Consider the following 24,778-nt stretch of genomic DNA (forward strand, 5'->3'; position numbering starts at 1 on the left):
TTATGCTTTGAGTGAGGGGTCTGCCCACCAGGAAGGGCCCTGCTCAAAGTCGCCATCGAGCCTAACCAGTGGCCCGTCGGGAGCATCAGCCACATAAGGATTCGTCAGCGGCATTAGCCGCGCCTTCATCCGTCGTACCTGGCCGGCAACGCGGCCACGCCGCTCCAGCAGATCCTCGAGCCATTCAAGATCATCGAGCATGTCGACGACGCCGCGACCGGCTAGGCAGAAATAGATGCACCGCTGGAAATCATCCGCACCATCATTGGCAAGTATTTCGGCGAGCTTCCGCTTGGCGGCCACGTCGCCTTCATGCGTCCATGCGATCGCTTCACGCAGCTCGCGCACCGAATAATAGGCGTCTTCGACATCCATGCCGATCGCCGCATTCGCGATCATGCGTCGGGTTGGCCTACTGTCCGCATCCAAAGCCGCGTCGCGCAACGTGACGTCGAGATCAAACCGATCGTGGAACACAGTCTTCTTCATCGCATGTCTCCCGCGCGCGGAACGTAACGTGAACACGTCCGACCGTCAAGCCAGCTTGGGCCTTTCTGCTTCAGCAAGCCCTGCGGAAGGTCAGATTATACCGTAGCGCACCGGTGAGCGGATGCTCGCTGCGCGCCAGCGTATCGACGCCATGGAAGGAGAGACGGGCAGGGCCGCCCCAGACGACCACGTCGCCGTGTCGAAGCCAGATCCTGCGCGCACGATCCGCGCGCGAGGCCCCACCCCATAGGAAGGTCGCCTCGACGCCGAGCGACACCGAAACGATCGGCTGATCGAGGTTCCGCTCGTCGCGGTCCTGGTGGAGCGACAGCTTCGCGCCGGGCTCATATCTGTTCACCAGACACGCCTCAGGCGCGAACCCGTCAAAGCCCGCCGCGCTCGCTGCGCTCCGCGCCAGATCGGCAAAGACCGACGGCATTTCAGGCCAGGGACGGCCGCTGAGCGGATCGATTTCATTATATCGATAGCCGCGCCTGTCCGAGACCCAACCAAGCCGCCCCGTGTTCGTCATCGCGACCGACATGCGGCGGCCACCGGGCGTCTCCAAATGGCGGAACGGCGCGGTTTCCGCGATCGTCGCCACCGCGCCGAGCAAATCCTCGGCCATCGAGAGCGCAAATCCCTCGAGCAGCATGGCGCCTGGATCGAGGTCCAGCGCGCGGCGGTCAAAGGCGAACAGGTGGTCCATCAGCGCGATGTCTATTCCAACACGAAGTAATCGTCTCCCCGACTTCGCCGGAAAGAGACGAGGGGGAGGGGGCCGGATGAGCGGATTTGCGCTTGAGACCGGAGGCCAGCACCATGCACTACGATGTCGCCATGCGCCACCAACAGGCGCTTGATCCCAGCGCCCTCACGACGATCGCCGCCACGCTTCACGCGATCGACGCCGCGATCAGCGACTGCCGAAATGCAGGCAAGGATAGCGAGACGGACCCGGCGGTCATCCTTCTCGCTCGCCATCTCGGCACCGTCTGCGATGGCGCGGCCGACGGCATGGCGCTCCGCAGGGCCTGCATGGACCAGATTGCGGAGATCCGCCGCCACCCGATCTTGCGAAACCTCGCCTATCGCGGTGTCAGCCATGACGAGGCCGCGAAGCGTGCGTTTCACGCCGAAGCGCGCGCCGCGATGCGCCGGCTCGCCGAGGCCCTCGAGCTGGACGAAAGCAGCTACGATATTCGCTCCAACAAGGGTAGTCCGGCCGTTTCTGGCGAGATCACGCTACACGGTGAAGAAGTCTGGGTCCGGCTCTCCCTCGACGTCTTCGGCCCCGGCCGTGAGGTTGCCTTCCGCCAGGTTCGAGGCCGAGACGATCATATGGGCGACCGCAATCGCTGGGCGTCGGTCAACGAGCTCCTTGCGCCCGACCGGCTCGCCGCGCGCCTGCGCGCCGAACTGCGCCTGACCGAGCCCGCCGGTCAATCGCGCCGCCTCTTCGCCTGATTCGAAAGGGCTTGGCAATGACCGCTCACCACGCGGCGGCCGCGCGCCACTTGCTGTCGCGCGCGTTTCCGACACTCCCTGATCTGGCCATCGACTCGGAGATCATCGGTGCGATCCGCGCAGGCGCCTGGATCGTCTTCAATCTCTCCGGGGGGAAGGACTCGAGCGCGGCGATGTTTGCCGTAAACCTCCTCCTCGATCTGCTCGGACGTCCGCGTGACCGCCGGATGGCGATCCATGCCGATCTCGGCAGGGCCGAATGGGCGTCCACACCCGCGTTCGTCGAACAGATCGCCGCGCTGGCCGACGTGCCCCTCACGGTCGTGCGGCGTGCCGCCGGCGACCTCGTCGATCGTTGGCATCAGCGGTTCGAAAATGAAAAGCGGCGCTACGAAGCGCTCGAGACATACAATCTCATCGGGCTCTGGTCCTTGGCCTCGCTTCGCTTCTGGCAGTCGCAAATGAAGGCGGCCGTCATCGGCCCTGCGATTGCGCGCATGCACGCGGGCCAGCGCATCATCTCTGTGCTCGGCCTCAGGCGCGACGACAGCCACAACCGCGCATCGATTCCGATCGCCAAGGCCGATCAGCGCTTCGCCAAGGCCGGGAACCGGAAAGGCACGGTCATGTCGCTCTGGCATCCGATCGCCGACTGGTCGGCGGCCGACGGTTTTCGTTCTCACATGCTGTTCGGCGTGCCCCTCCATGAGGCCTATACCGCCTGGCACTCGACACCTCCATCAACCGCCTCATCCGGAGAAATCCATGCGTCGGATTACGCCGGCCACGCCCGAGCATGGGCAGGCCATCGCAATTGCTGTTGAGCGTCTGCGTGAAGCCCGTAGTCTGCTCCGACTGGCCGGAGCCCGTCAGGCCGCCTCGGCCGCTGGGAAGGCGATCAGTAGCGCCGAAGGGGCCGCCCGCCATGTCCGGCACAGGATACGAAGGACCGCGTCATGAGCCGCCACGATCTCCAGCCCAGGGCCGAACAACCTCATGTTGTCCGAGCGACGGTCGGATGGGATCGCCCACTCCAGACCTTCTTCGCTCAGGTCTTCTTCGTCACCGAGGACGAACCTGAGGAAGGCGAGGCGCTCATCTGGATCGGCACCGAACCTGGCGAGCTTCTTTCTGCCGAGGCCGTGATCGAGATCGTTGCGCCGCACGCCATCGTCCCTGCGGGCCTCGCCGAGCAACTCGCCGAGGACTTGCGTGCGACTGCCGGAATCAAGGACGGTGGTCACCAGACCGTGGCCAAACGCAGCCTGTTCGGCTCCATCCACTGACCGACTTGGGCGGTCTCCGACAGCCTTCGCCTTTACTGACTTCAGACTCGCAACCTCTGCTATATGTGCTATATAGCCTTATCGAGATAGCGAAACTAGGATTTGTGTTATGGTAGCTGCGACCACTCCCGAGAAGCCGATCGCTCCGAGCCGCCGAGGCCGTGAGCGCGCCTTCTACGCAGGCGAGAGCCTTGCTGCCACTGCGGTAGACAATGGATCAGTCGTCGTCAGCTTCTCGATCGCACAGAACCCAGGCAACCTCTTGGTCCTCAAGGATGCCATCGCCGCGGTGGCGCCTAAGGGTAGCAAGCTCAAGGAAGGTACGCCAAAGCTTCTGGCCGCAGTCCTGGAGAAGGTGGGCGAGCGATTTCTACGCGCGGCGTTCTCAACCGAGTTCGACAAGCTGATTTCCGAGTATCGCGTTATGCTTCGCGAAAATCTCGCCAAGGCCGACGATGCGCCGCTCAAGGCCGCTCTCAATCGCGCGCGTATCCAGGAGCGCATCCTCGCTTCGACGCCGATGGCGGATCAGACCGAGGCCTGCGAGTTGCTCGGCCTATCGGGCTCCAACCCTTCGGCGACCATGAAGCGCAAGGAGGAGAAGAATGAGCTGCTCCGCTTCACGGTCGATGGGCGCGCCGCTTATCCGCTCCTCCAGTTCGACGTAGAGAACCGGCGCATCTATCCCGCGCTCAGAGAGATCATCGCGCGCAAGCCCGATGACTGGAGCAACTTCCGACTGCTCCATTGGCTGACGCGCGAGCATCTCGACTTCGACGACACGCCCGCCGCCGCGCTCGCCGGCGAGCCAGAGGCCGTCATCGCCGCATTCGAGCGTGCGATCGAGCCGGAGGTCCATGGCTGATGAAAATCAGCATAAAACTGCCTGCCCCGGCCACCATGCGGGTCGGGAAGGAAGCCAATTATCTTCTCAAGGCCGGCACCGAACTCGATCGCATCCATCCCGAGCGGTTCGGGTCGGCCCAATTCAACGATACGGCGCTTGGCAACGCCCGCTTCTCGCCGATCCGCGACGAAGGCGGCGCGATCATCCCCACCATCTATGCCGCGCAGTCCTTTGCATCGGCGACCTGCGAGATCATCCTGCGTTGCCCCGACACGCCACCGCGCAACAGGACCCGCGTCGCGCCGCGCGACATCGTTTTCCCGGGCGATTACCGGCACCACGCGCACAGCCACGTTCGTACGACCGCTGACCTCAACCTCGTCAGCCTCACGACCGCCGACCAACGCCGGATCGGCGTCAACTCCAACGCACTTCTCGCGGGCCCCAAGAGCACCTACCCTGTTACGCGCGGCTGGGCCGAGCGCATCCACAAGGAATGCCCATCCGCGCAGGGGCTCTTCTACACTTCATACCAATATGGACCGGAATTTGCGGTCCTCCTGTTCGGAGACCGCGTCCCCGATGGCATCCTCGAACCGCTGAGCAAACGTGCGGTCGCGGACCCCGACTGCCACGATGAAATCCAGAAACTCGCGGACGTGCTCTCGATCGACTACGAGGACGTTTAGCGGAAGGGCAGGGGCAGGGCATCGTGACCATGTCCGCCGTGACCGGCACCGGCCAGCAGCCCTTGCACGTCGCGCCCACCTCGATAGCATTCCCGGCAGGAGACGCCCGAAGACGTCCGTGCCGACCGATTATGATTCCGCGCGCGCCGCGCTGACGCGCCTGATCCCGCTCGCCATGTCCGACACCGGTCAGGCGCGTCGCGTTGCCGACTTCCTGATGGCGTGGTGGAACGGGCCCGATCTCGGCCATTTCCAGATCGCCGACTTGTTCGGGCTCGACGTCGCCACCGCCAACGACATCACCACGATCATCGGCTTTCTCGGCCAGAACGACCGCGGCGCCGTCTATATCGACAGCCTCGGGTTCGCCGAGGAGATGCAGGACATCATCGCGCTGTGGCGCAAGCCGGCCACGCCGCGAGGGACCTGACTGCCCTCCCGTGTCCGGGAAGTCCCTGGATATCCCGACGGCGCCAAACAGGCGCACGTCGGAGCGGCGCTCGCGCGCCTTACTCGGCCGAACGGCCGAGGAGCTGAGGAGGATGAGAGAGTGTGTTCGGACAAGGGGTCCGAGCAGACAATCTCAGGAGACTTTCCATGAACATCGGCACCATCCAGCAGAACGCCAGCGGCACCTACACCGGCAAGATCTCGACGCTGACCGTCGCGATCGTCATCGCCCTGCGCACCGTCCAGTCCGTCAACCCGCGTGCGCCCAAGTTCGAGATCCTGGCGCTTTCCGCCGCCCGCCAGTGGGTCCAGGTCGGCGCCCTCTTCGAACTGTCGTCGAACTCGAGCGGCGAGACGTTCTTGAACGGCAAGATCGAGGATCCGAGCCTCGACAAGCCGCTCTACATCTCGGCGTTCCGTCAGGAGGACGGCTCCTACAACATCGTCTGGTCGCGTCCCACGCGTCGCCGCGATGCGCCGACCGACACCGTCAGCACCGACGACGGCCTGCCGCCGCTGCCCGGTGCGGACGAAGTCGCTCCGCCGGCCGGTAGCGATGGGCTGGGTGAATCGTCGGCCGAGGGCGGGTTCGGTGGCGCACCTTCGGGCGGTCGTCGTCGCCGCACGCCGGAACTGGCCGACTGATCTGCACGGACGAGCATCGTTCAGGGCCTGCTTCGCTTCGGCGAAGCGGGCCCTTTTTTCGTTTCGCTAGCCGGGACCTTGCATTGTCTCCGGAAACTCCGTACTTTCCGGATAGGAGTATCTCTATGCCGAAAACTGCAAGTTCCGTCGAGGTATCGAAGTCGTTCGGCCGCTTCAGCCGCCAGGCCCTCGAGAGCCCGCTCACGATCACGCATCATGGTCATGAGAGTCTCGTGCTCTTGTCGCACGCGGAATATCTGCGTCTCAAGAGCCGCGATCGTCAGGTCTACGCGCTCGATGAGGTTCCGGACGATATCGCAGAGGGCGTGCGCGCCGCGCGTGCCCCCGCCGCTGCGGCGGCGTTCGATTATGAGGTCGGGTCTGACGCGTGAAGATTCCTGATCCGGTTCCAGGCCTCCTCATCCGTTACGCATATCTCTGGACCCACGAAGCAAAGGCCGGCCAGGAAGAGGGCAGCAAAGACCGTCCCTGTGCCGTCCTGCTAACTGCAACGACCAAGGCCGGCGCCAAGGTCGTCACCGTGCTGCCGGTCACGCACACGCCCCCGGCTGATGCGGCCCTTGCGGTCGAGATACCGGCCGCCACCAAGACGCGTCTCGGCCTCGATGACCAACGGTCCTGGGTAGTCCTCACCGAGCTCAATCACTTCCAATGGCCCGGACCCGACCTCCGTCCGGCGCCCGGCGACCCAGCAGGCGACGTTGCCTATGGACTGCTGCCGGCCAGCCTCTACGAGACCATTCGCACCCGCTGGCTTGCCGCCTACGACGCCGGCAAAGTCGCGCAGGTGAAACGCACGTCCTGATCCGCGTAACAGGCCGGCGATGATGTTGGTCGCGCGGTGCTGGCATCATTGGGTCCGACGCCCTTCCTTCGCCTGTTCCTGACACCTGCGACGAGACAGGATCGCATCACAACCCCTTCCGGTCGCCCGTGTTGCCGCTGCGCGGCTGCCCGCGCCAGCTCCCTCCAGGGGTTCCCCTGCGCTAGCGCTGCGGTGCGATGCGATCCTGCACGTCGCTCTTCGGTGTCACCGGCGGGAAGGCCGTCGGACCAAACAAGGAGCAGCGCCATGAACAACATCAACATCGCCGGCCGCGTCGTCAAAGATCCCGAGACCCGCGGCAGCGTCATAACTCTCATCGTCGCCACCGACCGGGTGAAGCTCAAGGACGGCAAGACCTATGTCGACGAAGCCACCGGCTACACCGCCAAGGAGACCGAATTCCACAAGGTCACCTGCTTCAACGGGCTCAGCCGCTCCGGCGCCTCGCGCAAGAAGGGCGATGTGGTCGCGATCAGTGGCAGCCTGCACTATTCGAGCTGGGAGGACCGCGATGGGACCACCCGCTATGGCTGCGAGATCTGGGCCGACAAGATCGACTTCTTCTGACCCTGCCAGGGCGGCGCTTGCGCCGCCCTAACTCCCCTTCGCGTCCAACGCCGGCGCCAGTGGCATCACCGCGGTCGCGTAAACCCAGGCACGGGCAAGCTGATTCGATAGCGGGTCCCGGAACACCACAAGACGCCAGCGGCCCTCGCTCTTCTCGATCGCGAGCAGCATTCCCTTCGACGCCTTCATCACGACCGCCCCGGCGCGCTCCGGCTTGCGTCGAAGCGTCGCGTCCCGCGACAGCTCCGCCCTCGGTAGATCAGCGACATAGGCTTCTTCCGCGCGGCCTTCGGCTTCGTAGTAGCGGTGTGTCTCCTGTTGGAGCTGTTCAACTTTCTGGTTGAGTTCGCCGAACACTGCCTTTTCCTGTTGCGACATGCCCGGGTTCATCGCGGCGACCGCGAGAAGAAGACCCAATATCCCGGCGAGCCATCCCGACCATTGGAACAGCCCCATGTTCTGCAGCTCTGTGATCGTGTTCGGCTCGAGCCGTGGCACGAAACTGGCGATCAGTTCGAGCAGCTCGCCTTGGAGTTCGGCGCTCTCCTCATCCGTCGGCGCCGCCACGATCGCTTCGGCGATCCGTTGCGTCTCCAAGACCATCTCGGCCGCCAGCGCTGTCGACGAGTGCACGATCCCTTTGCTGGCACGCAGCGTCATTGCGTCGACCAACCGCATCTGCTCTGCGATCGCTCCGAATGCCGAGAGGCGCGGCAACGCCTCGGCGATCATCCGGCGGACGCTGTCGCTGCTGCTTGCCGCCGCGATCGCCGACGCGACAGTCGATCGATTGAGATCGAACGCTTTCACCGTCTCGAGCACACTGCCCGACAAACGCCGCTGCTCCTCAAAGAGGCCGGCATTTCGCTCGGCGATATTGCGCGCCGTCTCGGTGACAGAGAGCGCCCAGGCGGTACTGGTCAGCGCCTTGAAGGAGGCCTGTTCCTTGCGGTCGCGCTCCAGAGCATCCAGCACGCCGCGATAGGGTCGATCAAAGTCAACGCCGCGCATCAGGTTGCGCGCCTGTGTCCCTTCACGGATCGCTGTCGCCACGGTGCCACCGCCCAGGACATCCCGGAACAGTTTGGTGCGCTCGCGCTCTTCCCGAAGGTAACGATCGGCGGCGGTCTCGGTGAAGCCAAAAGGATTGCGTCTCATGACGCCGTTTCTGTCAGATCAGTGCGAGCCGTGCGACCAACATTTGGACAACCAGAGTGAACCGCGCCCAGAGTGTTCGACGCATCCCGGCGATGCCGGGACCGGTGCCCTACTCGGCTAACGCCTCCCGGAGCCCGTGCCGGTCTCCGCCCTGCGGGTGACGACCACCTTGCGATGGCGCCTGGGGCAAGCGGAGTGCCCCAAAAAATCTCTCTCTCTGAATGCCTAGATATGACGTGCGGGGATCCGAGCCCGTCAAGGATGAGCGGTGCCCCCAATTTTCACGCGGCCCGCCACTTCACTTCGCTGCGTTCTGGACCACGAGAAAATCGGCTCCCCCACTCCCCGCTTCGCGGCGTTAACCGGGGTCCGGCTGCGCCGGCTTCCCGGTTAACGTCCCTGACTGCCACGACCGCCGCACGTCGAATGAGATGCCTCATCGAATGGATGAGATCCACGACATGGAGGCTATCATGCAGAACTTCACGAACTTCGCCGACCTCGCCAGCCACATCGCAGCCGCGCGCGAGAATGAAGACCTGACGCAGACCTATGAGGGTGCGTTCATCGAACATAGCGAAATGGCAAAGCTGAGCATCGTCGAGGCGCCCGAAGCGCTGGACATGCCCGACCCCGAGCAGGTCCGCGCTGCCGTCGAAATGATGATGGCGACGATGTTCGATGTGCTGCGCGACACGCGCATGGAGCCCTTCGCTACCGACCTGGTCTGGGGGTTCGCCAACAGCTTCCATGTTGTCGCCAAGCGCATCGAAGGCCGGGAGGACGATGCCGCCAAGAAGCTCGGCGATCTGGCTCGCAGCTATGACCCGTCCGAGATCTACGCGACCGAGCTGGAGGATACGCAGCTCCTCTGCCAGACGCTGCAGGGATGCCGGGAGGCGATGGAGTGCATGCGCGACCACGCCGCCGAGATGTACCGCATCGAAACGGGCAAGCCCTTCTCGCCGGTCCGGGGAAGCCGGGTCTCGACTGCCCTCAACGCCTCGATGATCGACGCACGCGACTATCTCGCCTCTCGCGCCCGGGAGCGCCGCGAGCAGTACGCGCCTGAGGGACCCGTCGTTGCCTTCTCCGGAGGCCAGGTATGGGAAGATGGCGACCTCCTGTGGAAGGGGCTCGACAGCATCAAGGCACGCATCCCCGAGATGATCCTTGCCACCACCGCACAGGCCAAGGGCTGCGACGCCGTGGCGCACGCATGGGCTGCCTCGCGCGGCGTGAAGGTCATCCAGTTCCGCCTCGACCGCAGCCAGGGTAACCGTGCCGCCTTTGTCCGCAACGACCGTATCCTCGGTCTGAAGCCGATCGAAGCCGTCATCTGCGAAGGCTCGGGCATTCAGCAGAACCTCGCCCAGAAGCTCCGGCAAGCAGGGGTTCCGCTGCACATCGTCCGCCTCGCGCACCAGCGCCTCGAACAGCGCGCGTGAGCACCGTGGAGGGGCTCCGGCTTCGGCCGGGGCCTCTCCTTTTCTTTTGTGTCGAGGTGCGGCGCTCAGGGGCATCGAGCCCCTTCGCGCCGCTTGGGACTGAGCGCGCCGCGCTCGGTCGACATTGTTCACGGCCATCGGGTCAGACCCGCGAAGCGGATCAAAGAGGAGGGGGAGGGAGATTTGCGGTTCATCAGGGGAGGACGAGATGTCCATCACGTTCCGCATCGCTACCACAGCTGACGATCAGCGCGGTCCAATCGCCACCATCAACGCGCGCCAGCTCGCCGCTTTCCGCGCCTTCCTTCGGGAGGAAAGCCTGCGAACAGGGACCGTGCTGCTCGATCCCGATGCCGCCGAGGACGCGTTTCTATCCTATCATTTCGAGGCGCGTGTCTGCCCAATCGCACTCGCCGCGGTGACCCGCATCTTCGATTACCAGACCAACGTGATCAGCGTCGTCGAGGAGGCGCAGTTTCGCTGCCGGCGGGTGCGGGTCTATCGGGTTGAGGAAGGCGGCACGATCAACATGCGCGTCGCATTGACCTCGGACCAAGGCGTCGAGCTGGATCTCACGCCAGCCAATGCCTACGCGCTGCTCGAAGGGCTGGGTTTGCGCCCCGACAGCGTCGGCGAAATCCCGATCGACGCGATGCGCGCGAGGCTCGCCAATCCAGCCGTGCGCCGGCGTGCCGAAGAGCATGGCGTCACGCATTATTTCGAGCGGCTCGATCAGCTGCTCGCGACAGCTGATGCCTATGATACTTCCCGGCTGGAATGGGCCTAGCCTCCGTCCATATCCGCCGCTGAAGGAGGGCGCGCCGCTGACGCTGGCGCGCCCTTTTTCTGACCGCCGGGCCCAAGTCCAACCTTGTTTTTCAAGGCCGGTCGATCCCGATCATCGGGGGGGGCACAGGCGCCGTCCGCGTCATCGAGTCTATCGCCATCTGCAAGCGGACAGCCGGTTCCGTTTCGCCTGCTGCATCGAGCAGCGCGAGCGCCTGCCGCATCAGCGTCAACGCGAGGGCGCGTGCGACCACGGGGTCCTTTCCGAGGCTATCCATGTTTCACCCATTCAGGTGCGCTTTTACCGGCGGCAGTGTCAGTGCGCCCGCCCAACAACTCCCACGCACTGGGCGCGGGAGCCGGGGCTGGTAACACGCCGAGACATGCGCCTACGCTTTTAGTGCCGAGGCACCTGGACATATGCGCAGGCACCCCGGCGTGAGATCACACCGAGTTGCCGTTCTCAGCGGGATTACCAGTCCCGGCGCTGCCCGTTTCGCAGCGCCTGCCGGAACTATCACAGGCGGTCGGATGAACCAACCAGAAGGAGGCGCAGCCCTACTGAAGGCCGTCAAAAGGCCCTACTTATCCTTTGCAGGGATTGCTCGCCCAGGATTTCTTCAGCGCGTCTTTCCGGGTGAGATTCGGTGTTTTTCTTTCGCGGCACCTACAGTCGCATCTTGATCGAACGCGGGTCGGCGCCGGCCAGCAAGGAGTCGCGTGCCTCGGTCGCTTCAGCGATCACCTTGTCTGGAAAATCGCGGACCAGATACGGCACCTCGGCGCCGCGTCGCGCGGATTTCATGAACCCATCAACCTCGCGCCAGACGATATCGAAATCGGGAGCGAAGGTCAGCGGCGAACGGTCCGCGTGCGGCGTGATGCAGTGCAGCTTCGTCTGCGACAGCACGACCGAATGGAAATAGAAGATGCCGTTGCGCTTCCACCAACCCGACACGTGACGACTCTCGCCACTGGGGTCGAGCTTCACATAGGCGCCTGCATTCTGGTGACAGCGCTGCGGCTCCATTTTCATATAGGCTAGCTGCGCATCGGGCACACGATGGATCTGGTAGAAGTCGAGCGCACGGATTTCATCGTTGAGCGCGTCTTCGTCCTGCGATGTCGGCACCATGAGTCGCTCCAGCTCGACGATCATCCGAGCCCGCAATTCCTCGCGCCGCGCCTTTGCTTCTCCCACGCCCCGTAACCTCACCTCAAGCCCTGTCGCTGCGTCAAGCTGTAGCAGCTTTGTCCGCTACCGTTCCGCGCACATCAGAGGATAAAAATCTCTCACAGAATTCCGAGCATGTCGTTGAGAGAGCCGCCGCGTCAAGGACGGCGGGGCCCCACCATTTTCTTCGGCGGATCAGCGGCAGTCCATGTCTTTCGGCGGCAGTGGCCGCCGAAGAAAATCGTGACCCCCACCGCCGCTACGCGGCGCCGGCTTACGCCGGCGTCCCTGACCCGGCGGCTCCCTCAACGACGACCATTCCCCTGTCATTCAAGACGACAGGAGGCACGCCATGCAGATCATCTCGACCACCGCCCACGCCGACACCGCCAACTATCTCGCCGCGCTCGCCTTCGCTGAGCGCCGCGCACTCCACAGCTTCTTCGACCAGCACGTCATCGAGGATGAGCAGGGCCGCTACGTCGCCATCGACGAAGGCGACTATGACGCGCTGCCGATGACGCTCATCGACCGAGTGGTCCACACCGTGCCCGGCCGCATGTCCGACGAGTTCTGAAGGATCAGGGGAGGGGCCTCGCGCCTCTCCCTTTTTTTGTTGGGAGAGAGACGGACATGGGAGGCATCGAGCCCCCCATGTCCGTGCCGCGCCGTTGGCGCGGCACGTTAGTTCAGGCCGCCAGCCGCTTCTCGACAGCCTCGATCCCGAGTGTCTTGATGCGATCGCTCAGCGCCGTCAGGCGCTTGGCGTCGAGCTTGAGCAGTCCCGTCTTTTCGATCGTCGAGATCGCCTGTTCTCGTTCCTTTTCCTCGAGGCGTTTGCGCCGCTCTTCCAGCCGACGCGCATCCTCTTCCAACGCCAAGCGCTCCTGTTCCAATGTCTTCGCCATATGGGCCTCATGTTCAACGCTAATCGGGCTATGAACAGGACAATCATAATCGCGATGTCGGATCGCTGGAAGACGGTCCACGACACGCTAAGGTCCGGCGTTACTATCCTGCTTTCGCCTGATCACGTCGCGCGACTACGTCGGCGGTGACGCCACCAGCCTTCCGCCTTTCGGCGGATCGGCCCCCTGCCGGACTCGGAAGCCGGCGCCCCATCAGCAAGTCTCAAGTCGACCCAGGGACAGGGGATCGGTCTCATAGGATTAGCACACCCTACGCACCAAATGGTGCAGGATTTTCGTTGCTTCGCAACGGTTTAGCGCGGACGGGAAGGCGACTACAATGTAGTACGTTCGTGGCGGGACGGAAAAGTCGCGCAAATCCGCCATTTCAGCGTAGTACGAGCGACTACAGCGCACGGGGCACTCGACGATCAACTTGCCGCGCGCCGGCCTCTACGCTATAAATCAGCCCTTCTTCAGTCCCCACCAGCCTCCCTGCTAGGAGGTTGGTCTTGGCTACCAGTTACCGACACTATAATGTGCGGCTCGAGCGGACCCAGTGGGACCGCCTGAGCGCGATCGCCGCGGAGCGTAAACTCAGCCTCGCCGACATCATCCGGTCGGCGCTCGATGTCTTCCTGTCCTCCTCCGATCTCCTGACCGCCAGCCACCGCCGGATCGCTCGTATTAGCGAGTTCCAGCAGCTCGCCTTGGACGTCATCATCCGCGAGCAATATCCCGAGCTGCGCGACCGTCTCGTGGCCGAAACCGACAAGCGCCTGGTCCAATATCATGGCGCGTGAGGACATCCGATCGAACGGCAAAAACATCCCGCTGACGCACCATTCGGCGCGCGGCCAAGTGCAGCGCAACTCGGGCAATTTCACGCGCGGCAGCCAGCTTCTCACGCACGAGATGCTGATGTGGTTCTCGGGCGTGCGGCTGCCCATTATCGCATGGTTTTTCGCGTTCCTTGCGGCCTGGTTCGTGATCCTGTCGCTCCGCCTCGATGACCACGGTTTCCAGCTCGTCTGCATGAAGGTCTATTCGGCGCTCTGGAACTGGGTCGACCTCAACCCGAACAAGCGCGTCAACGTCACGCTGCCGAACGGCGAAATCTACAAAACGATCATGCCGGCGGTGCCTTATATTCCGGCCGTTCAGAAGGCATGGGACGACACGATCCGAGCACTGATCGGCTCGATCCTGGTGTCGGTTTTCGTCATCGCGCCAGTCACGATCTGGTTCGTCGATATCTCCCGCAAGCGCGGAAAGACGATCCTTCAGGAACGCCACGAACGCGGTGCGATGCTCGTCGATCGCGGCGTCTTGTTCGCTGAAATCGCCCAACATAATGCCGCCAAGTTCGAGGAAGACGCGCGCCAATTCTTCCCCCGCCTCACGCCCTCAGCGGTCCTCAGACTGCCCTTCGCGGAGCGCAAGGCTGGCGGCATCCATCACCCCTACAGCCTTGCCGGCGTCCCCTATCCGCACCGCATGGAGCAATCGCATACGATGCTCATCGGCACGACGGGATCGGGCAAGACGACCAAGCTTCGCAGCCTCGTCTTTCAGATGCGCGAGCGGCAGGACAATGCGGTCATCTTCGACCTGACCGGCGCCTATGTCGAAGCCTTCTACGATCCCGACCGCGACACGATCCTGAACCCGATGGACCAGCGCTGCCCGGCCTGGTCGATCTTCAACGACTGCCGCACGCATAGCGAATTCACCGCGGCCGCCGCCGCCCTGATCCCCTCCGATGGCGGATCCTCAGAACCCTTCTGGGCGCTCGCTGCGCGCACCCTCTTCATCGAGATGTGCATCCGCCTCCAGGAACGCGGCCAGGCCACCAATCTCGCGCTTAGCGAGAATCTGATGACTGCGGATCTCAAGCGCGTGCATCGCTTCCTCGCCAACACCATCGCCGACCCGCTGACCGCGCCGGAAGCCGCACGGATGGCGGAGTCGATTCGCGCCGTCTTCAACACCAATGCGCAGGTCTTGCGGTTCCTGCCGGACGAAGGTGAGCAATTCTCGATCCGCGACTGGATCACGGGCGAAAAGAAGCCCGGCGCAATTCTCTTCATCACCTCCAACTATGTCGATCTGCCGATGAACCGGGCGCTCCTGACGCTCTGGATGGATCTTTGCATCAATCGCTTCATGACCATGCCGCGAACGCGCTCCTTGCGGATGTGGTTCATGTTCGACGAGCTCGGCGCGCTCCATAAATTGCCCGCGATCGAGCACGGTCTGCAGACCGCGCGCGCCTTCGGTGGCGCGATGATCCTGGGCATCCACAGTTTCGAGAAACTGGTCGAGGTCTACGGCGAGCAGGGCGCCCGCAATCTCGCCTCGCTTGCCCGCTCCAAACTCATCCTGGCGACCGCTGATCTCGATACCGCCGAGCAGTGCGCGCGCTACATCGGCAACCGCGAAGTGCGTCAGATGGATGAGGCGTACAGCTACGGTTACAACAACAATCGTGACGCCTCGACGCTGACCCCGCGTAAGCAGGTCGAGCCGCTCGTCATCGCCGACGACATCACGAACCTGCCCTCGATGCACGGCTTCGTGAAGTTTCCGGACGGCTTCCCGGCTGCGCGGATCCTGCTCGAGTGGAAAGACTATCCCCCGGTCGCCTCCGGCTTCGTCGGCAGGCCATCGATGCGCCCCGTGCGGTCGAGGCGCGGAGAGCAAGCATTTGCCGAGGATGGTGGAGAGGCGGGCGGTCGTGATGGCGCCGTTCAGATCGTCGACGAGGTCGTTGAGGCGACCAATCTCGCCAAGGACATGGCGTCCCGCATTCTGCAGGCGCCGAGCGAGGAAGAGGCTGCCGAAACGATGCGGGCCGCGCAGCGGCACGACGATCGGAACGAGCAAACTATGGCGGCAACTCACGCCGCGGACAAGGCGCAGGTCGCGCGCGACAAGCCCCCCGAACAAGCCGTCGGCACGCGCGCTACCGACGATCGCAGGGAGGCGCATGATGCCCAGCCGCGCGGCACCCAGGTCGAGGATCAGACTCTTATCGAGTTGAGGGAAGGGTTCGCCACCGGCCGCGACCACGATGGCATGGACATGGGGATCTAGGCCCGTGCACTCGATCGCCTCCGTCCGCTCAGCATCAGGCGCCGCGAACTATTTCGCGAAGGACGACTTCAAGGACAATTACTACACAGCCGACGGCTCGGCCGAACAGAGCGAATGGGGCGGGGCAGGGGCCGAAACGCTCGGGCTTGAAGGCGAGGTGTCCAAGCAGGCGTTCGAGGAAATCCTCAGCGGAACGCTTCCGTCTGGCGAAGGCGTCGCGCAGGTCGAGAATCGCCGCAACGGCCTCGATCTCACCTTCTCCGCGCCGAAGTCGGTCTCGCTCATGGCCTATGTCGCAGGCGACAAACGGGTGCTCGCCGCCAACATGGCGGCCGTCCAGAAGACGATGGCCTGGGTCGAGAAAAATCTCGCGGAAGGGCGCAAGGACATCGAGGGGCGTAAGGTCCCAGTCAAGACCGGCAATCTCGTCTACGCACTCTTCCAACATGACACGAGCCGGGCGCTCGATCCGCAAGCCCATCTCCATGCCGTCGTCGCCAACCTTACCCAGATGCCCGACGGGAAGTGGCAGGCGCTCCACGCCGACAAGATCTGGAGCAACAATACTACGATCGGCGCGATCTATCATGCCCATCTGCGCGCCGGGCTGGAGAAGCTCGGCTACCACGTCGAGCTCAAGGGCAAGCACGGCACCTTCGAGATAGCGGGAGTGCCCAAAACCGTGATCGACGCCTTCAGCCAGCGTCGCGAGGCGATCCTGGAAAAGGCAGCCGAGCTGGGCATCGTGTCGGCCAAGGGGCGCGATGGCGTCACCACCAACACCCGCGATCCCAAGCTCAATGCCGATGATCGCGATGGCCTTCTCAAGGGCTGGATCGAGAAGGCCGCCGCCCTGGGATTCGACGGCAAGGGTCTGCTCGCCGCAGCCGAAACGCGCTCGGGCCAGAGCGCGGCGGACAGCCGGCTCGAACGCGGTTTTCGCGCCGTCACGGAAGCGATCGCTGGCGCGCGTGATCTCGTCGGCGGTTTCCTTCGTCCGAGCGATCCGCTGGTCGATAGCGGCCTCGCCCGCGTGACCCAATCGCCCACCACGGCACGCGCGCAGCTCGCTGTCGCGTCGGCCGTGCGGATCCTGTCCGAGCGCGAAGCAGCCTTCAACGTTCACCTCCTGGCGAAGACCGCCCTCGACCTCGGATTGAAGGGCGTGACGATTGATACGGTCGAGCATCGGATCGGCCAGCTGATCGAGAACCGCCAACTTATCCCGGGCGTCGCGAGGGTCGGTGACAAGGGCGTGCAGATGGTCACGACGCGCGAAGCGCTTCGTACCGAAGGGAGCATCCTGAAGGCGGTAGAGGCAGGCCGAGGTAAGGCGCAGTCAATCATCAGCGCCGCTGAAGCGCCGGCGCGCCTGCAGGCTGCAGCCAATCGCCCTCTCAATGCCGGACAGCTGGCCGCAGCCACGCTCATTCTTTCGTCAGAGGATCGGACGGTCACCATCCAGGGCGTCGCGGGCGCTGGCAAATCGACGATGCTGCAGGCGGTCGCCACGGTCGCTGCGATCGAGGGTCGAGAGGTTCTCGGCCTGGCATTCCAGAACAAGATGGTCGCTGACCTTGCTGAAGGGGCAGGCATCAAGAGCCAGACGATCGCATCGTTCGTGCTCGCCAATGACCGGTTCGTCACCGAGCGCGATACGCCCCGGTACGAGGCGGCACAGGCCAAGTTCGCTGGCGCCATGCTCGTCGTCGACGAAACTTCGATGGTCTCGAGCGATGACATGCTCAAGCTCCACCGGATTACCGAAGCGCTTGGCGTGGAGAAGCTCGTGTTGGTGGGTGACCGGCAGCAGCTCTCCTCGATCGACGCCGGCAAAGCCTTCGCGATGATCCAAGCCGGCGGCGGCACGATGGCGCGGATGGATGAGAATATCCGCCAGCGCACCGACACGCTGCGGACCGTCGCGGCGCTCGCCAATGTCGGCAAGGCAGGCGAGGCGATGAAGGTTCTGGGCGACAACGTCCACGAAAGCTCCAGCGCGCCGGAGACCGCCGCCGATATGTGGCTGGCGCTAGCCGCCAACGACCGCGCGGCAACCGCCTTGTTCGCTTCGGGCCGCGAGTCCCGCGCGATCATGAATCAGCGCATTCAGGACGGCCTCGCGGCCGAAGGTACGGTGCGCGGGCAGGGGATCCACCTCACCGTCTATGAGCGCGTCAATCTGACGCGTGAAGAACTACGGTATGCGTCGACCTATCAACCTGGCCAGACGCTCGATGTCGGCCGTGGCGGCGCGCAGGATGTGGGCCTCGAGAAGGGGCGATACGACGTCATCAAGGTCATGCCGAACGGCAAGATCGAGCTGAGCGACGGTCGTCGACGGATTCGGTTCGACCCGCAGAAGCTTTCACCGACCGAAAAACGCGATCGGCTGGAGCTCACGCAAAAGAAGGACCTTCACATCCGGGAAGGCGATCGCATCCGCTGGACCGCCAACGACAAGCCGCGCGACCTTCACAATGCGGCGCTCGCGCGCGTGCTCACGGTCGATGCCAATGGCGTCACGGTCGAAACCGCCAGTCAGCAGCGGCTGACGCTCGACCTTAGCGATCCGATGCTCTCTCGGCTCGACCTTGCCTACGCACTCAACATGCACATGGCGCAGGGCATCACGACCGACAAAGCCATCACGGTCATGGATAGCCATGAGCGCAATCTCTCCAACCAGCGGCTGTTCAATGTCGGCGTGACGCGGGTTCGCGACGAGCTGACCATGGTCGTCGACAACCGGGAAAAGCTCGAGCGTCAGCTTGATCTCAACCCCGGCAACAAGACCTCGGCGCTGGAAACGGTCGGCCGACTGGACATCGACGGGAAGAAGGGCACGACCCCGCTGGCCAAGTTTGACCCGGGCCCGATCGACGGCATCAACCTGGCCGACGTCCCCGACATTCTCGCTGATCTGCCGCCGGTGCCGGACGGGCCCATCGCGCCCCCGGGCGCCGCAGCCAAGGCAAGCGATCTCAAAGCACCGCCCGACGTCAAACCCGACAAGGGCGACCTGCTCCCGCCGCTGCCCGAACGCAGCCTGGGGCTCGACCTGTGAGCGCGACACGCCGGCGCCGTGCCGGCCCTTCCAAGGAGACGACATATGGCATGGGATTTTGATGAAGGCGGGAAGTTCGGCAGCGAGAAGGCGGCCGAAGACTATGCGCGCCGCAATGGTCTGAGGGACGCGGACTTCCGCACCCGCCGCAAGGGTGACCAGGTCGAGCTGGAGATCCGCCGGTCCGCACTCGACGGCCGCGATCTTAAGGACAGCAACGAGGGCCGCCGCGACGGCTGGAACTGACAGGCAGCAGCGCCGGCGCGGGGCGCGAGCCTCGTGCCCAAACCGGGAGAGGTTCAATGTCTCAGATTTTCGATCAGATTTATCGACTGCCGATCGCCACGCTGGCCTTTTGCGTAGGTGTAGTGCTGATTATCGGCGTTATCGCAGCTGTCACAACTCGGCTGAGATTTTTACTGGCGAGGGGTGCGACGCTGGCACCGGTCGCAAAACCATTTCTGACAAACCGCGAGTACGCAATGCTCGCTGCATTAGAGCAAGTTTTGCCGATGTACCGGATCCACGCGCAGGTCTCCATGGGAGCCCTTCTTGCACCAGCACCCAGGCCGGGTCGACGAACGCTCCCTTCCGATCGAAACGCGTTCGCGCAGAAGATAGTCGATTTCGTGATCGTCGATCCGACCGTTGGCAAGGTGGTAGCGCTGCTGGAGCTGGACGATCGCTGGCATGATGCCGACAAGGATCGAGCGCGGGACGCTATGACAGCAAGAGCCGGCTACCAGACCATCCGCGTCCCAGCGTCCGCCAAACCCACGATTCAGACTGCTGAAGCAGCAGTAGGACACCTCAAGAACGCTGCATCTCCCGCTGCATCCGTCGTGACACGCTTGGCTCCTCCTCGCCAAAGGCTGCGGCTCGAAGAGCGATCCAATGGGGTCTGATGATCGACCGAGTGAATCGCTTCAACGGCTCGCTCGCCATTGCTGAATTCACCCGTGACCCTTTACCGACCAGCCTGTTCAACATCCGTTTGAGGGCGATTCCGATCACGGAACCCTAAATGCCGTTCGTGACACTTTACCTGGGAGCGCTAGGTAAAGTGTCATTGAGGACATTTGCTTGTTCCCAGCCTTCCTGTGGCGTGCGGTATGCTCAACCCTACCTCAAGCGGCCTCGGATCAAGTTATAACATGAGCGCTGGCTGGCGAGGGCCGCTCGTGATCTCCTCGATGACGAACGTGCGCGCCGGTGGTGTCTCCAACAAATCGACTTCCGGCACGCCCTTGTCGAGCCAATGCATGACCTGACGACGAAGGATGATGGCCCCATGCCGATCCTGATAGCGACTGACCTCAAGATTGGCGGCAACGGTGATAATCCGAAACGCGAGCGGATAATCGGCCATTGCCGGTTCCCAGACGCCGGCGAGATAGAAGAAATTGCCGTCGTCGAGCCGCACGCGATAGCGGCGGTCCTTCACAGTCATGTGACACTCGGAGGCCGGCATAAGGCAGCGGTGACTAGGGAATGTCTTTCCCTCGGATCGGACGAATCGATACGACGCGCCGTCGCTGAAGCGCGGGTTGGATCCCCAGGTAGCCTCGACCATTTCAAGCTCTGCGCTATCGTCCGGATTGTATCGAATGATAGCGCGCTTGCTCCCGACAGGGGCATCCGACTCGAATGGGGTTGGCGAGTCCATCCAAAGAACATAATAAGAACGGCGAGGACTCGCAAGACGGGCTGGAGCGGAACGACCAATGTGCAATGACTATCGCCTGGAAGTCGACATCGCCTCGATCGCGCAGGACTTCGATGACCTGAAGATCAAGATCAAAATGCCCGAGGGCACGCCGAACGTCGAGGCGCGCGAGGACATCAAGATCAGCGATATCGCCCCGATTGTCCGCAGCGGCGATGTCCGCGGTGCCGGCGAGCTGGTCAATCGCCGCTGGAGTTGGGCAGGGCAGGGGGGCAAGCCGGTCTATAACTTCAGATCGGAGGGCCGGGAGTTCACATCGAACCGTTGCCTCATCCTGGCCGACGGCTTCTACGAATTCACGAAGCCCGACGATCCCAAGCAGAAGCGCAAGACCAAGTGGCTCTTCACGATGCGGGATCATCCATGGTTCTGCATTGCCGGCATCTGGCGCGCCACGCCTGAGGGTGAAGCGTTCACAATGCTGACGATGGAGCCGGGGGACGACATTCGCCCCTATCATTCTCGCCAGATCATTCCGCTCACGCGCGATCAATGGTCTGATTGGCTGGATCCATCGGTCCCGGCCCACGAGGTGCTGCGCGTCTTGCCGAAAGGTAGCTTGCCGGTGGTTCAGGTATACCCTGAGGTGGCCGCGCAGTCACAGATGCTCTGACTGCTGAGCTGTGCGCCCGCGCATCTGGTTGCGCTAGCTCTTCCCAATCTCACGCCAGCTCTTTTCCTTGATCTCGACGCCGTGTTTTCGCGCGGCCGTTTCGATCCGCTTCCACGCAGCATCTCGCTCGTCGTCGGACACGTCCTTGACCTGATTGAATCGGGCGACCGCATTTCGCACGTGGCTCGCATTTTCAAGCGGCTCCTTGCGCTGCTTGGGAAACGCGAAGGATCCTTTGTCCAGTTCATTCCGGTCTTCGGCACTAAGCTCGGTCATCATCCATCTCCTTTAGGTCGGCATGTGGTCGGCGAGCGGAAGGGCGGCAACGAGCCGATCGAGGAATGGCGCCTGGCTCGCAAGGATGTGTTCTCGGGCCGCTTCGAGGTTGAACCATTGTGCCCGGTCGACCTCCGGGATGGCCAACGTTCGGCCGGAACGCGGCGGCCAGTTAATCTCAATCATATTGCTGACCAGTGCCGCAGGGTCGAAATCTCGTTCGGCCGCGAAGGCGACCACCCTCTTGCCGCCAGCTTGGCGAACTTCGCCCAGGGCGATCAACGCGCCGTCGATCGGGCAGCCGAGCTCTTCGGCCACCTCGCGGCGAGCCGCGGTCTCTGCGTCTTCGTCTGGTTCGATCAGTCCCTTCGGAATCTGCCAGGCGCCGGCATCCTTGTCCTTCCAGAACGGACCACCCGGATGCACCAACAGCACCTCTGTGGACCCATCGATGCAGCGGTGTAGCAGGATGCCGGCGCTCCTCGGGGCCGTCATTTTCGCTTCTTCCGCGCCGGTTTTGCATCGGCAAGCTCGATCCATGTGGGTGCGTGGTCGCTGGTCTTTTCCCAGCCGCGCACCTGTCGGTCCACCTGCGCGTCGACCAGGCGATCAGCGAGAGAAGGACTGAGCAGGAGGTGATCTATGCGCAAGCCTGCGTTGCGGCCGTATGCGTTCCGAAAATAGTCCCAGAATGTATAGATCGTCTCGTCCGGATGCATGGTCCGCAAGGCGTCGGTCCAACCTTGCTCGAGGAGCCGAAAAAAAGCCGCGCGAACCTCAGGCGCGAACAACGCGTCGTCTAGCCACCGCTCCGGCTTATAGACGTCCCGCTCGGTCGGCATGACGTTGAAGTCACCAGCCAGCACGACCGGCGCGCCGCTCGCAAGAAGATCAGCGGCATGCTCGATGAGCCGCTCGAACCAGAGAAGCTTATAGTCGAATTTGGGCCCCGGGCGGGGATTGCCATTGGGCAGATAGAGGCCCGCGATCAGCAGGCCGTTCACCGCCGCTTCGATATAGCGGCTTTGTGCGGGATCGGGATCGCCCGGCAGGCCCCGCCGGGTTTCATGAATTTCGCCGACGCGGCTCAGCATCGCAACGCCGTTCCAGCTCTTCTGGCCGTGCCAGACGACATCGTAACCGAGGTCCCGGATCGCTTTTTCCGGGAATTTTTCCTGCGGGGCCTTCAGTTCCTGCAGTACCACGATGTCTGGCTGCTCTTCCTCCAGCCACCGCACCAGGACGGGTAGGCGGCCGTTAACACCGTTCACGTTGTAGGTGGCGATCTTCATCGAGGTCACAGGTCCGGCAGCGTCTGGTCAGCACGTCCCCAGCCGGCCAGCGCTTTTGAGCTCGCTCGCTTCACCAGCTCAGCCGCGTCTCCGATGTGGAAGTGATTGGGTGCATCGATCCTCTCCATCTCCTTCCAACTGATTGGGGCCGCGACGGGGGCCTCCGGCCGGGCGCGGACGGCATAGGGCATCACGGCAGTCGCCCCGCGCTGGTTGCGAAGGTAATCGACGAAGATACGGCCTTTGCGCTGCGCCTTGGGCAGCGCTGCGGTGAAATTGTCGGGATCGCTTTGCGCAACGGCCTGAGCCAAGCGGTGTGCGAAGTCCTTTACCTCAGGCCATTCGGCCCTTGGCACCAGCGGCGCGATCACGTGGACGCCTTTGCCTCCGGTCAGCATCGGAAATGTTTCCAGACCAATCGTCTTCAGGATGTCGCGGAAGTGGAAGGCAGCAGTGCGCACATTCTCGAAATCCAGTCCTTCGTCAGGATCGAGGTCGAAAACCAATCGATCAGCCTTTTCGACGTCCTCGATCCGAGCGCCCCAGCCATGAAACTCGATCGTGCCCATCTGAACGCAGGTCAGCAGACCGTCGGCCGTGTCGATGAAGAGGTAGGGCTCTTCGTGTCCATCCTTCTCGAGGATGCCCACGTGTTTGACCGTATCGCCAAAGCTGCCGGCATCATGCTTCTGAAAGAAACACTTCTTCGCCCGGCCTTGCGGGCAGCGCACGAGGCTGATCGGTCGACTGCCGACCCAGGGCAGCATGATGGACGCGACCGCCGCATAATGGTCGGCGAGCTGGCCTTTCGTGATGTTCGATTCCGGGAAGATAACGCGGTCGCGGTTGCTGATTTTCACTCGTGACACGGCCGGCGGAGCGATCTCGGCGACCGGCTCTTCTTTCTCGAGCACGACCGCTTCAGGCTTCTTGTCGGCGCGCAGTCCCAAATAACTCGGGTGGCGCAGCGTTCCCTCGTTGGTCATCTCCGTATAGGCGATCTCGGCCACCAATTTGGGCTTGAGCCAGTGGGCACCGCGGACTTCGCCGCGAGGCGCTTTGACGGTGGCCGTCTTTTGCTCGAGCGGATCCATCGTCTCCATCAAGCGGAGGATTTCGGCCATGCTGAATCCTGTGCCGACCTTCCCCGCGTACCGGAGCACTCCATCCTCGTGAACGCCGAGGATCAATGATCGAAAAGCGCGCGACTTGTCGGACGGCGTCCAGCCGACCACAACGAACTCCTGTCGTTTTATGCACTTTGTCTTGAGCCAGCCGCCCGAGCGCGAGCCGATGTACCGTCCGTCGGCCTTCTTCGAGATGACGCCTTCCAGCCCAGCGTCACAGAAACTGTGCAGCAGTTTCTCGCCATTGCCCTCGATGTGGTCGGAGAAGCGGATGCGGTGTTTGCCTTCCGGCAGGATCGTCCGCAACTTCGCCTTGCGCTCTGTCAGAGGGAGACCGGTCAGATCCTCGCCATCCAGCTCCAGAAGATCGAAGGCGATGAAATCAATGCTGGCCGGGGCGCCCTTCAGCGCTCCCTGGAGGGCCTGGAAACTCGACCGGCCATTTTCATCCATCACGACGGCTTCGCCGTCGATGAGCGCGGAGCCAACGGGCAGCCTCGCTGCTTCATCGACAATGTCTCCAAACTTCTCGGACCAGTCGAGACCAGATCGGGTGTACGCCCGAGCGCTCCCGCCCCCGACGGACACCAGCAGCCGATAGCCGTCATATTTCATTTCATGGAGCCAGCGATCGCCGGTCGGCACCGTGTCGACCAACGTTGCCAGTTGGACAGGCTGGAACGGCGGCGGCTTTAGCGCTCGCGCGGAGGCTGTCTTACGCGCTCGGCCGGCTGCGCTCCCGCGCTCCGTGGTGACCTCCTTGACCATGACGATGATACTCATGCCCGCCGAACTCGTTCCACCGCCGATGAGACTCGCT

General features: G+C 63.3%; 30 protein-coding genes. 19 read left to right on the top strand and 11 right to left on the bottom strand.

Going from position 1 to position 24,778, the window contains the following annotated elements; genetic code table 11:
- Together M2335_RS15980 and alkB are read right to left on the bottom strand one after the other, a co-directional pair.
- Entirely contained in the window at positions 1–489 is a 489-nt protein-coding gene (locus tag M2335_RS15980; RefSeq protein WP_264595444.1) for a hypothetical protein, read from the bottom strand.
- 70 nt (positions 490–559) lie between these two features.
- On the bottom strand, positions 560–1,198 hold the full coding sequence (gene alkB / locus M2335_RS15985) for a DNA oxidative demethylase AlkB (RefSeq protein WP_264595445.1): 639 nt from the start codon (positions 1,196–1,198) through the stop codon (positions 560–562).
- Positions 1,199–1,311: 113 nt separating this feature from the next.
- Here alkB and M2335_RS15990 point away from each other — a divergent pair, with 113 nt between their 5' ends.
- The 10 genes from M2335_RS15990 to M2335_RS16035 all read left to right on the top strand — a co-directional run bounded on the left by M2335_RS15990 (position 1,312) and on the right by M2335_RS16035 (position 7,287).
- Positions 1,312–1,956, top strand: a complete 645-nt coding sequence (locus tag M2335_RS15990; protein WP_264595446.1) for a hypothetical protein — start codon at positions 1,312–1,314, stop codon at positions 1,954–1,956.
- 17 nt (positions 1,957–1,973) lie between these two features.
- On the top strand, positions 1,974–2,780 hold the full coding sequence (locus tag M2335_RS15995) for a phosphoadenosine phosphosulfate reductase family protein (protein ID WP_264595447.1): 807 nt from the start codon (positions 1,974–1,976) through the stop codon (positions 2,778–2,780).
- Between the two features lie 132 nt (positions 2,781–2,912).
- Entirely contained in the window at positions 2,913–3,242 is a 330-nt protein-coding gene (locus M2335_RS16000) for a hypothetical protein (protein WP_264595448.1), read from the top strand.
- 109 nt (positions 3,243–3,351) lie between these two features.
- Entirely contained in the window at positions 3,352–4,107 is a 756-nt protein-coding gene (locus tag M2335_RS16005) for a hypothetical protein (RefSeq protein WP_264595449.1), read from the top strand.
- Positions 4,107–4,778, top strand: coding sequence for an RES domain-containing protein (locus tag M2335_RS16010; RefSeq protein WP_264595450.1), 672 nt, complete (start codon positions 4,107–4,109; stop codon positions 4,776–4,778). Before M2335_RS16005 ends, M2335_RS16010 begins: the two co-directional genes overlap by 1 nt.
- A 118-nt stretch (positions 4,779–4,896) precedes the next feature.
- Positions 4,897–5,208 carry a hypothetical protein gene (locus M2335_RS16015; RefSeq protein WP_413716151.1) on the top strand — a complete coding sequence of 104 codons (312 nt, stop codon included), beginning with the start codon at positions 4,897–4,899 and terminating at the stop codon, positions 5,206–5,208.
- Positions 5,209–5,375: 167 nt separating this feature from the next.
- Entirely contained in the window at positions 5,376–5,873 is a 498-nt protein-coding gene (locus M2335_RS16020) for a DUF736 domain-containing protein (protein WP_264595451.1), read from the top strand.
- A 125-nt stretch (positions 5,874–5,998) separates the two neighbouring features.
- Complete coding sequence (locus M2335_RS16025; protein WP_264595452.1) at positions 5,999–6,265, top strand: hypothetical protein; 267 nt, start codon at positions 5,999–6,001, stop codon at positions 6,263–6,265.
- Positions 6,262–6,699, top strand: a complete 438-nt coding sequence (locus tag M2335_RS16030) for a type II toxin-antitoxin system PemK/MazF family toxin (RefSeq protein WP_264595453.1) — start codon at positions 6,262–6,264, stop codon at positions 6,697–6,699. Before M2335_RS16025 ends, M2335_RS16030 begins: the two co-directional genes overlap by 4 nt.
- Positions 6,700–6,966: 267 nt before the next feature.
- A complete protein-coding gene (locus M2335_RS16035) occupies positions 6,967–7,287 on the top strand; it encodes a single-stranded DNA-binding protein (protein ID WP_264595454.1) in 321 nt (106 codons plus the stop codon).
- A 27-nt stretch (positions 7,288–7,314) separates the two neighbouring features.
- Here M2335_RS16035 and M2335_RS16040 read toward each other — a convergent pair whose 3' ends face one another.
- Complete coding sequence (locus M2335_RS16040; protein WP_264595455.1) at positions 7,315–8,445, bottom strand: hypothetical protein; 1,131 nt, start codon at positions 8,443–8,445, stop codon at positions 7,315–7,317.
- A gap of 473 nt (positions 8,446–8,918) precedes the next feature.
- Between M2335_RS16040 and M2335_RS16045 the strand changes: the two genes are divergently transcribed.
- Together M2335_RS16045 and M2335_RS16050 are read left to right on the top strand one after the other, a co-directional pair.
- Positions 8,919–9,893, top strand: coding sequence for a DUF2493 domain-containing protein (locus tag M2335_RS16045; protein ID WP_264595542.1), 975 nt, complete (start codon positions 8,919–8,921; stop codon positions 9,891–9,893).
- A 208-nt stretch (positions 9,894–10,101) separates the two neighbouring features.
- A complete protein-coding gene (locus M2335_RS16050) occupies positions 10,102–10,680 on the top strand; it encodes a hypothetical protein (protein WP_264595456.1) in 579 nt (192 codons plus the stop codon).
- A 91-nt stretch (positions 10,681–10,771) separates the two neighbouring features.
- Here M2335_RS16050 and M2335_RS16055 read toward each other — a convergent pair whose 3' ends face one another.
- The gene (locus M2335_RS16055; RefSeq protein ID WP_264595457.1) at positions 10,772–10,957 is read right to left on the bottom strand and encodes a hypothetical protein; all 186 of its coding nucleotides are present in this window, start codon (positions 10,955–10,957) and stop codon (positions 10,772–10,774) included.
- Positions 10,958–11,346: 389 nt separating this feature from the next.
- Positions 11,347–11,838: a hypothetical protein gene (locus M2335_RS16060; protein ID WP_264595458.1), complete on the bottom strand. Its 492-nt coding sequence runs from the start codon at positions 11,836–11,838 to the stop codon at positions 11,347–11,349.
- Between the two features lie 367 nt (positions 11,839–12,205).
- Here M2335_RS16060 and M2335_RS16065 point away from each other — a divergent pair, with 367 nt between their 5' ends.
- A complete protein-coding gene (locus M2335_RS16065; protein ID WP_264595459.1) occupies positions 12,206–12,430 on the top strand; it encodes a hypothetical protein in 225 nt (74 codons plus the stop codon).
- 112 nt (positions 12,431–12,542) lie between these two features.
- Here the strand turns inward: M2335_RS16065 and M2335_RS16070 are convergent, their stop codons facing one another.
- A complete protein-coding gene (locus M2335_RS16070) occupies positions 12,543–12,761 on the bottom strand; it encodes a hypothetical protein (protein ID WP_264595460.1) in 219 nt (72 codons plus the stop codon).
- Positions 12,762–13,273: 512 nt separating this feature from the next.
- Here M2335_RS16070 and M2335_RS16075 point away from each other — a divergent pair.
- From M2335_RS16075 to M2335_RS16095, 5 genes are read left to right on the top strand one after another with little or no spacing between them, the layout of a single operon-like run.
- On the top strand, positions 13,274–13,564 hold the full coding sequence (locus tag M2335_RS16075) for a hypothetical protein (RefSeq protein ID WP_264595461.1): 291 nt from the start codon (positions 13,274–13,276) through the stop codon (positions 13,562–13,564).
- Complete coding sequence (locus M2335_RS16080; protein WP_264595462.1) at positions 13,554–15,857, top strand: type IV secretion system DNA-binding domain-containing protein; 2,304 nt, start codon at positions 13,554–13,556, stop codon at positions 15,855–15,857. Before M2335_RS16075 ends, M2335_RS16080 begins: the two co-directional genes overlap by 11 nt.
- 4 nt (positions 15,858–15,861) lie before the next feature.
- Positions 15,862–18,924 (top strand): MobF family relaxase, encoded by a 3,063-nt coding sequence (mobF, locus tag M2335_RS16085; RefSeq protein ID WP_264595463.1) that lies wholly within the window; start codon positions 15,862–15,864, stop codon positions 18,922–18,924.
- Positions 18,925–18,969: 45 nt separating this feature from the next.
- Positions 18,970–19,170: a hypothetical protein gene (locus M2335_RS16090; protein ID WP_264595464.1), complete on the top strand. Its 201-nt coding sequence runs from the start codon at positions 18,970–18,972 to the stop codon at positions 19,168–19,170.
- A 56-nt stretch (positions 19,171–19,226) separates the two neighbouring features.
- On the top strand, positions 19,227–19,829 hold the full coding sequence (locus M2335_RS16095; protein ID WP_264595465.1) for a DUF2726 domain-containing protein: 603 nt from the start codon (positions 19,227–19,229) through the stop codon (positions 19,827–19,829).
- Between the two features lie 242 nt (positions 19,830–20,071).
- Here M2335_RS16095 and M2335_RS16100 read toward each other — a convergent pair whose 3' ends face one another.
- Positions 20,072–20,497 (bottom strand): SOS response-associated peptidase family protein, encoded by a 426-nt coding sequence (locus M2335_RS16100; protein WP_264595466.1) that lies wholly within the window; start codon positions 20,495–20,497, stop codon positions 20,072–20,074.
- Positions 20,498–20,648: 151 nt separating this feature from the next.
- On the opposite strand from M2335_RS16100, the gene M2335_RS16105 reads away from it, so the two are divergent.
- Complete coding sequence (locus tag M2335_RS16105) at positions 20,649–21,263, top strand: SOS response-associated peptidase (protein ID WP_264595467.1); 615 nt, start codon at positions 20,649–20,651, stop codon at positions 21,261–21,263.
- A gap of 33 nt (positions 21,264–21,296) precedes the next feature.
- On the opposite strand, the gene M2335_RS16110 is transcribed toward M2335_RS16105, so the two are convergent.
- From M2335_RS16110 to ligD, 4 genes are read right to left on the bottom strand one after another with little or no spacing between them, the layout of a single operon-like run.
- Positions 21,297–21,539 carry a DUF6582 domain-containing protein gene (locus M2335_RS16110; RefSeq protein ID WP_264595468.1) on the bottom strand — a complete coding sequence of 81 codons (243 nt, stop codon included), beginning with the start codon at positions 21,537–21,539 and terminating at the stop codon, positions 21,297–21,299.
- 12 nt (positions 21,540–21,551) lie between these two features.
- On the bottom strand, positions 21,552–22,034 hold the full coding sequence (locus tag M2335_RS16115; protein ID WP_264595469.1) for an NUDIX domain-containing protein: 483 nt from the start codon (positions 22,032–22,034) through the stop codon (positions 21,552–21,554).
- Positions 22,031–22,831, bottom strand: a complete 801-nt coding sequence (xth, locus tag M2335_RS16120; RefSeq protein ID WP_264595470.1) for an exodeoxyribonuclease III — start codon at positions 22,829–22,831, stop codon at positions 22,031–22,033. Before xth ends, M2335_RS16115 begins: the two co-directional genes overlap by 4 nt.
- Positions 22,832–22,836: 5 nt before the next feature.
- Positions 22,837–24,741 carry a DNA ligase D gene (gene ligD, locus M2335_RS16125; RefSeq protein ID WP_264595471.1) on the bottom strand — a complete coding sequence of 635 codons (1,905 nt, stop codon included), beginning with the start codon at positions 24,739–24,741 and terminating at the stop codon, positions 22,837–22,839.
- Between the last annotated feature and the right edge of the window lie 37 nt (positions 24,742–24,778).

Origin of the sequence: Sphingobium sp. B12D2B (assembly GCF_025961775.1) — a bacterium.
In the GTDB taxonomy this organism is placed as follows: Bacteria; Pseudomonadota; Alphaproteobacteria; order Sphingomonadales; family Sphingomonadaceae; genus Sphingobium.

Excerpts from the sequence above, each read along its gene's own strand:
- M2335_RS15980 (WP_264595444.1), bottom strand. The coding sequence starts at position 489 with ATGAAGAAGACTGTGTTCCACGATCGGTTTGATCTCGACGTCACGTTG.
- alkB (WP_264595445.1), bottom strand. The coding sequence starts at position 1,198 with ATGGACCACCTGTTCGCCTTTGACCGCCGCGCGCTGGACCTCGATCCA.
- M2335_RS15990 (WP_264595446.1), top strand. The coding sequence starts at position 1,312 with ATGCACTACGATGTCGCCATGCGCCACCAACAGGCGCTTGATCCCAGC.
- M2335_RS15995 (WP_264595447.1), top strand. The coding sequence starts at position 1,974 with ATGACCGCTCACCACGCGGCGGCCGCGCGCCACTTGCTGTCGCGCGCG.
- M2335_RS16000 (WP_264595448.1), top strand. The coding sequence starts at position 2,913 with ATGAGCCGCCACGATCTCCAGCCCAGGGCCGAACAACCTCATGTTGTC.
- M2335_RS16005 (WP_264595449.1), top strand. The coding sequence starts at position 3,352 with ATGGTAGCTGCGACCACTCCCGAGAAGCCGATCGCTCCGAGCCGCCGA.
- M2335_RS16010 (WP_264595450.1), top strand. The coding sequence starts at position 4,107 with ATGAAAATCAGCATAAAACTGCCTGCCCCGGCCACCATGCGGGTCGGG.
- M2335_RS16020 (WP_264595451.1), top strand. The coding sequence starts at position 5,376 with ATGAACATCGGCACCATCCAGCAGAACGCCAGCGGCACCTACACCGGC.
- M2335_RS16025 (WP_264595452.1), top strand. The coding sequence starts at position 5,999 with ATGCCGAAAACTGCAAGTTCCGTCGAGGTATCGAAGTCGTTCGGCCGC.
- M2335_RS16035 (WP_264595454.1), top strand. The coding sequence starts at position 6,967 with ATGAACAACATCAACATCGCCGGCCGCGTCGTCAAAGATCCCGAGACC.
- M2335_RS16040 (WP_264595455.1), bottom strand. The coding sequence starts at position 8,445 with ATGAGACGCAATCCTTTTGGCTTCACCGAGACCGCCGCCGATCGTTAC.
- M2335_RS16045 (WP_264595542.1), top strand. The coding sequence starts at position 8,919 with ATGCAGAACTTCACGAACTTCGCCGACCTCGCCAGCCACATCGCAGCC.
- M2335_RS16050 (WP_264595456.1), top strand. The coding sequence starts at position 10,102 with ATGTCCATCACGTTCCGCATCGCTACCACAGCTGACGATCAGCGCGGT.
- M2335_RS16055 (WP_264595457.1), bottom strand. The coding sequence starts at position 10,957 with ATGGATAGCCTCGGAAAGGACCCCGTGGTCGCACGCGCCCTCGCGTTG.
- M2335_RS16060 (WP_264595458.1), bottom strand. The coding sequence starts at position 11,838 with ATGATCGTCGAGCTGGAGCGACTCATGGTGCCGACATCGCAGGACGAA.
- M2335_RS16065 (WP_264595459.1), top strand. The coding sequence starts at position 12,206 with ATGCAGATCATCTCGACCACCGCCCACGCCGACACCGCCAACTATCTC.
- M2335_RS16070 (WP_264595460.1), bottom strand. The coding sequence starts at position 12,761 with ATGGCGAAGACATTGGAACAGGAGCGCTTGGCGTTGGAAGAGGATGCG.
- M2335_RS16080 (WP_264595462.1), top strand. The coding sequence starts at position 13,554 with ATGGCGCGTGAGGACATCCGATCGAACGGCAAAAACATCCCGCTGACG.
- M2335_RS16090 (WP_264595464.1), top strand. The coding sequence starts at position 18,970 with ATGGCATGGGATTTTGATGAAGGCGGGAAGTTCGGCAGCGAGAAGGCG.
- M2335_RS16095 (WP_264595465.1), top strand. The coding sequence starts at position 19,227 with ATGTCTCAGATTTTCGATCAGATTTATCGACTGCCGATCGCCACGCTG.
- M2335_RS16100 (WP_264595466.1), bottom strand. The coding sequence starts at position 20,497 with ATGGTCGAGGCTACCTGGGGATCCAACCCGCGCTTCAGCGACGGCGCG.
- M2335_RS16105 (WP_264595467.1), top strand. The coding sequence starts at position 20,649 with ATGTGCAATGACTATCGCCTGGAAGTCGACATCGCCTCGATCGCGCAG.
- M2335_RS16110 (WP_264595468.1), bottom strand. The coding sequence starts at position 21,539 with ATGACCGAGCTTAGTGCCGAAGACCGGAATGAACTGGACAAAGGATCC.
- M2335_RS16115 (WP_264595469.1), bottom strand. The coding sequence starts at position 22,034 with ATGACGGCCCCGAGGAGCGCCGGCATCCTGCTACACCGCTGCATCGAT.
- xth (WP_264595470.1), bottom strand. The coding sequence starts at position 22,831 with ATGAAGATCGCCACCTACAACGTGAACGGTGTTAACGGCCGCCTACCC.
- ligD (WP_264595471.1), bottom strand. The coding sequence starts at position 24,741 with ATGAGTATCATCGTCATGGTCAAGGAGGTCACCACGGAGCGCGGGAGC.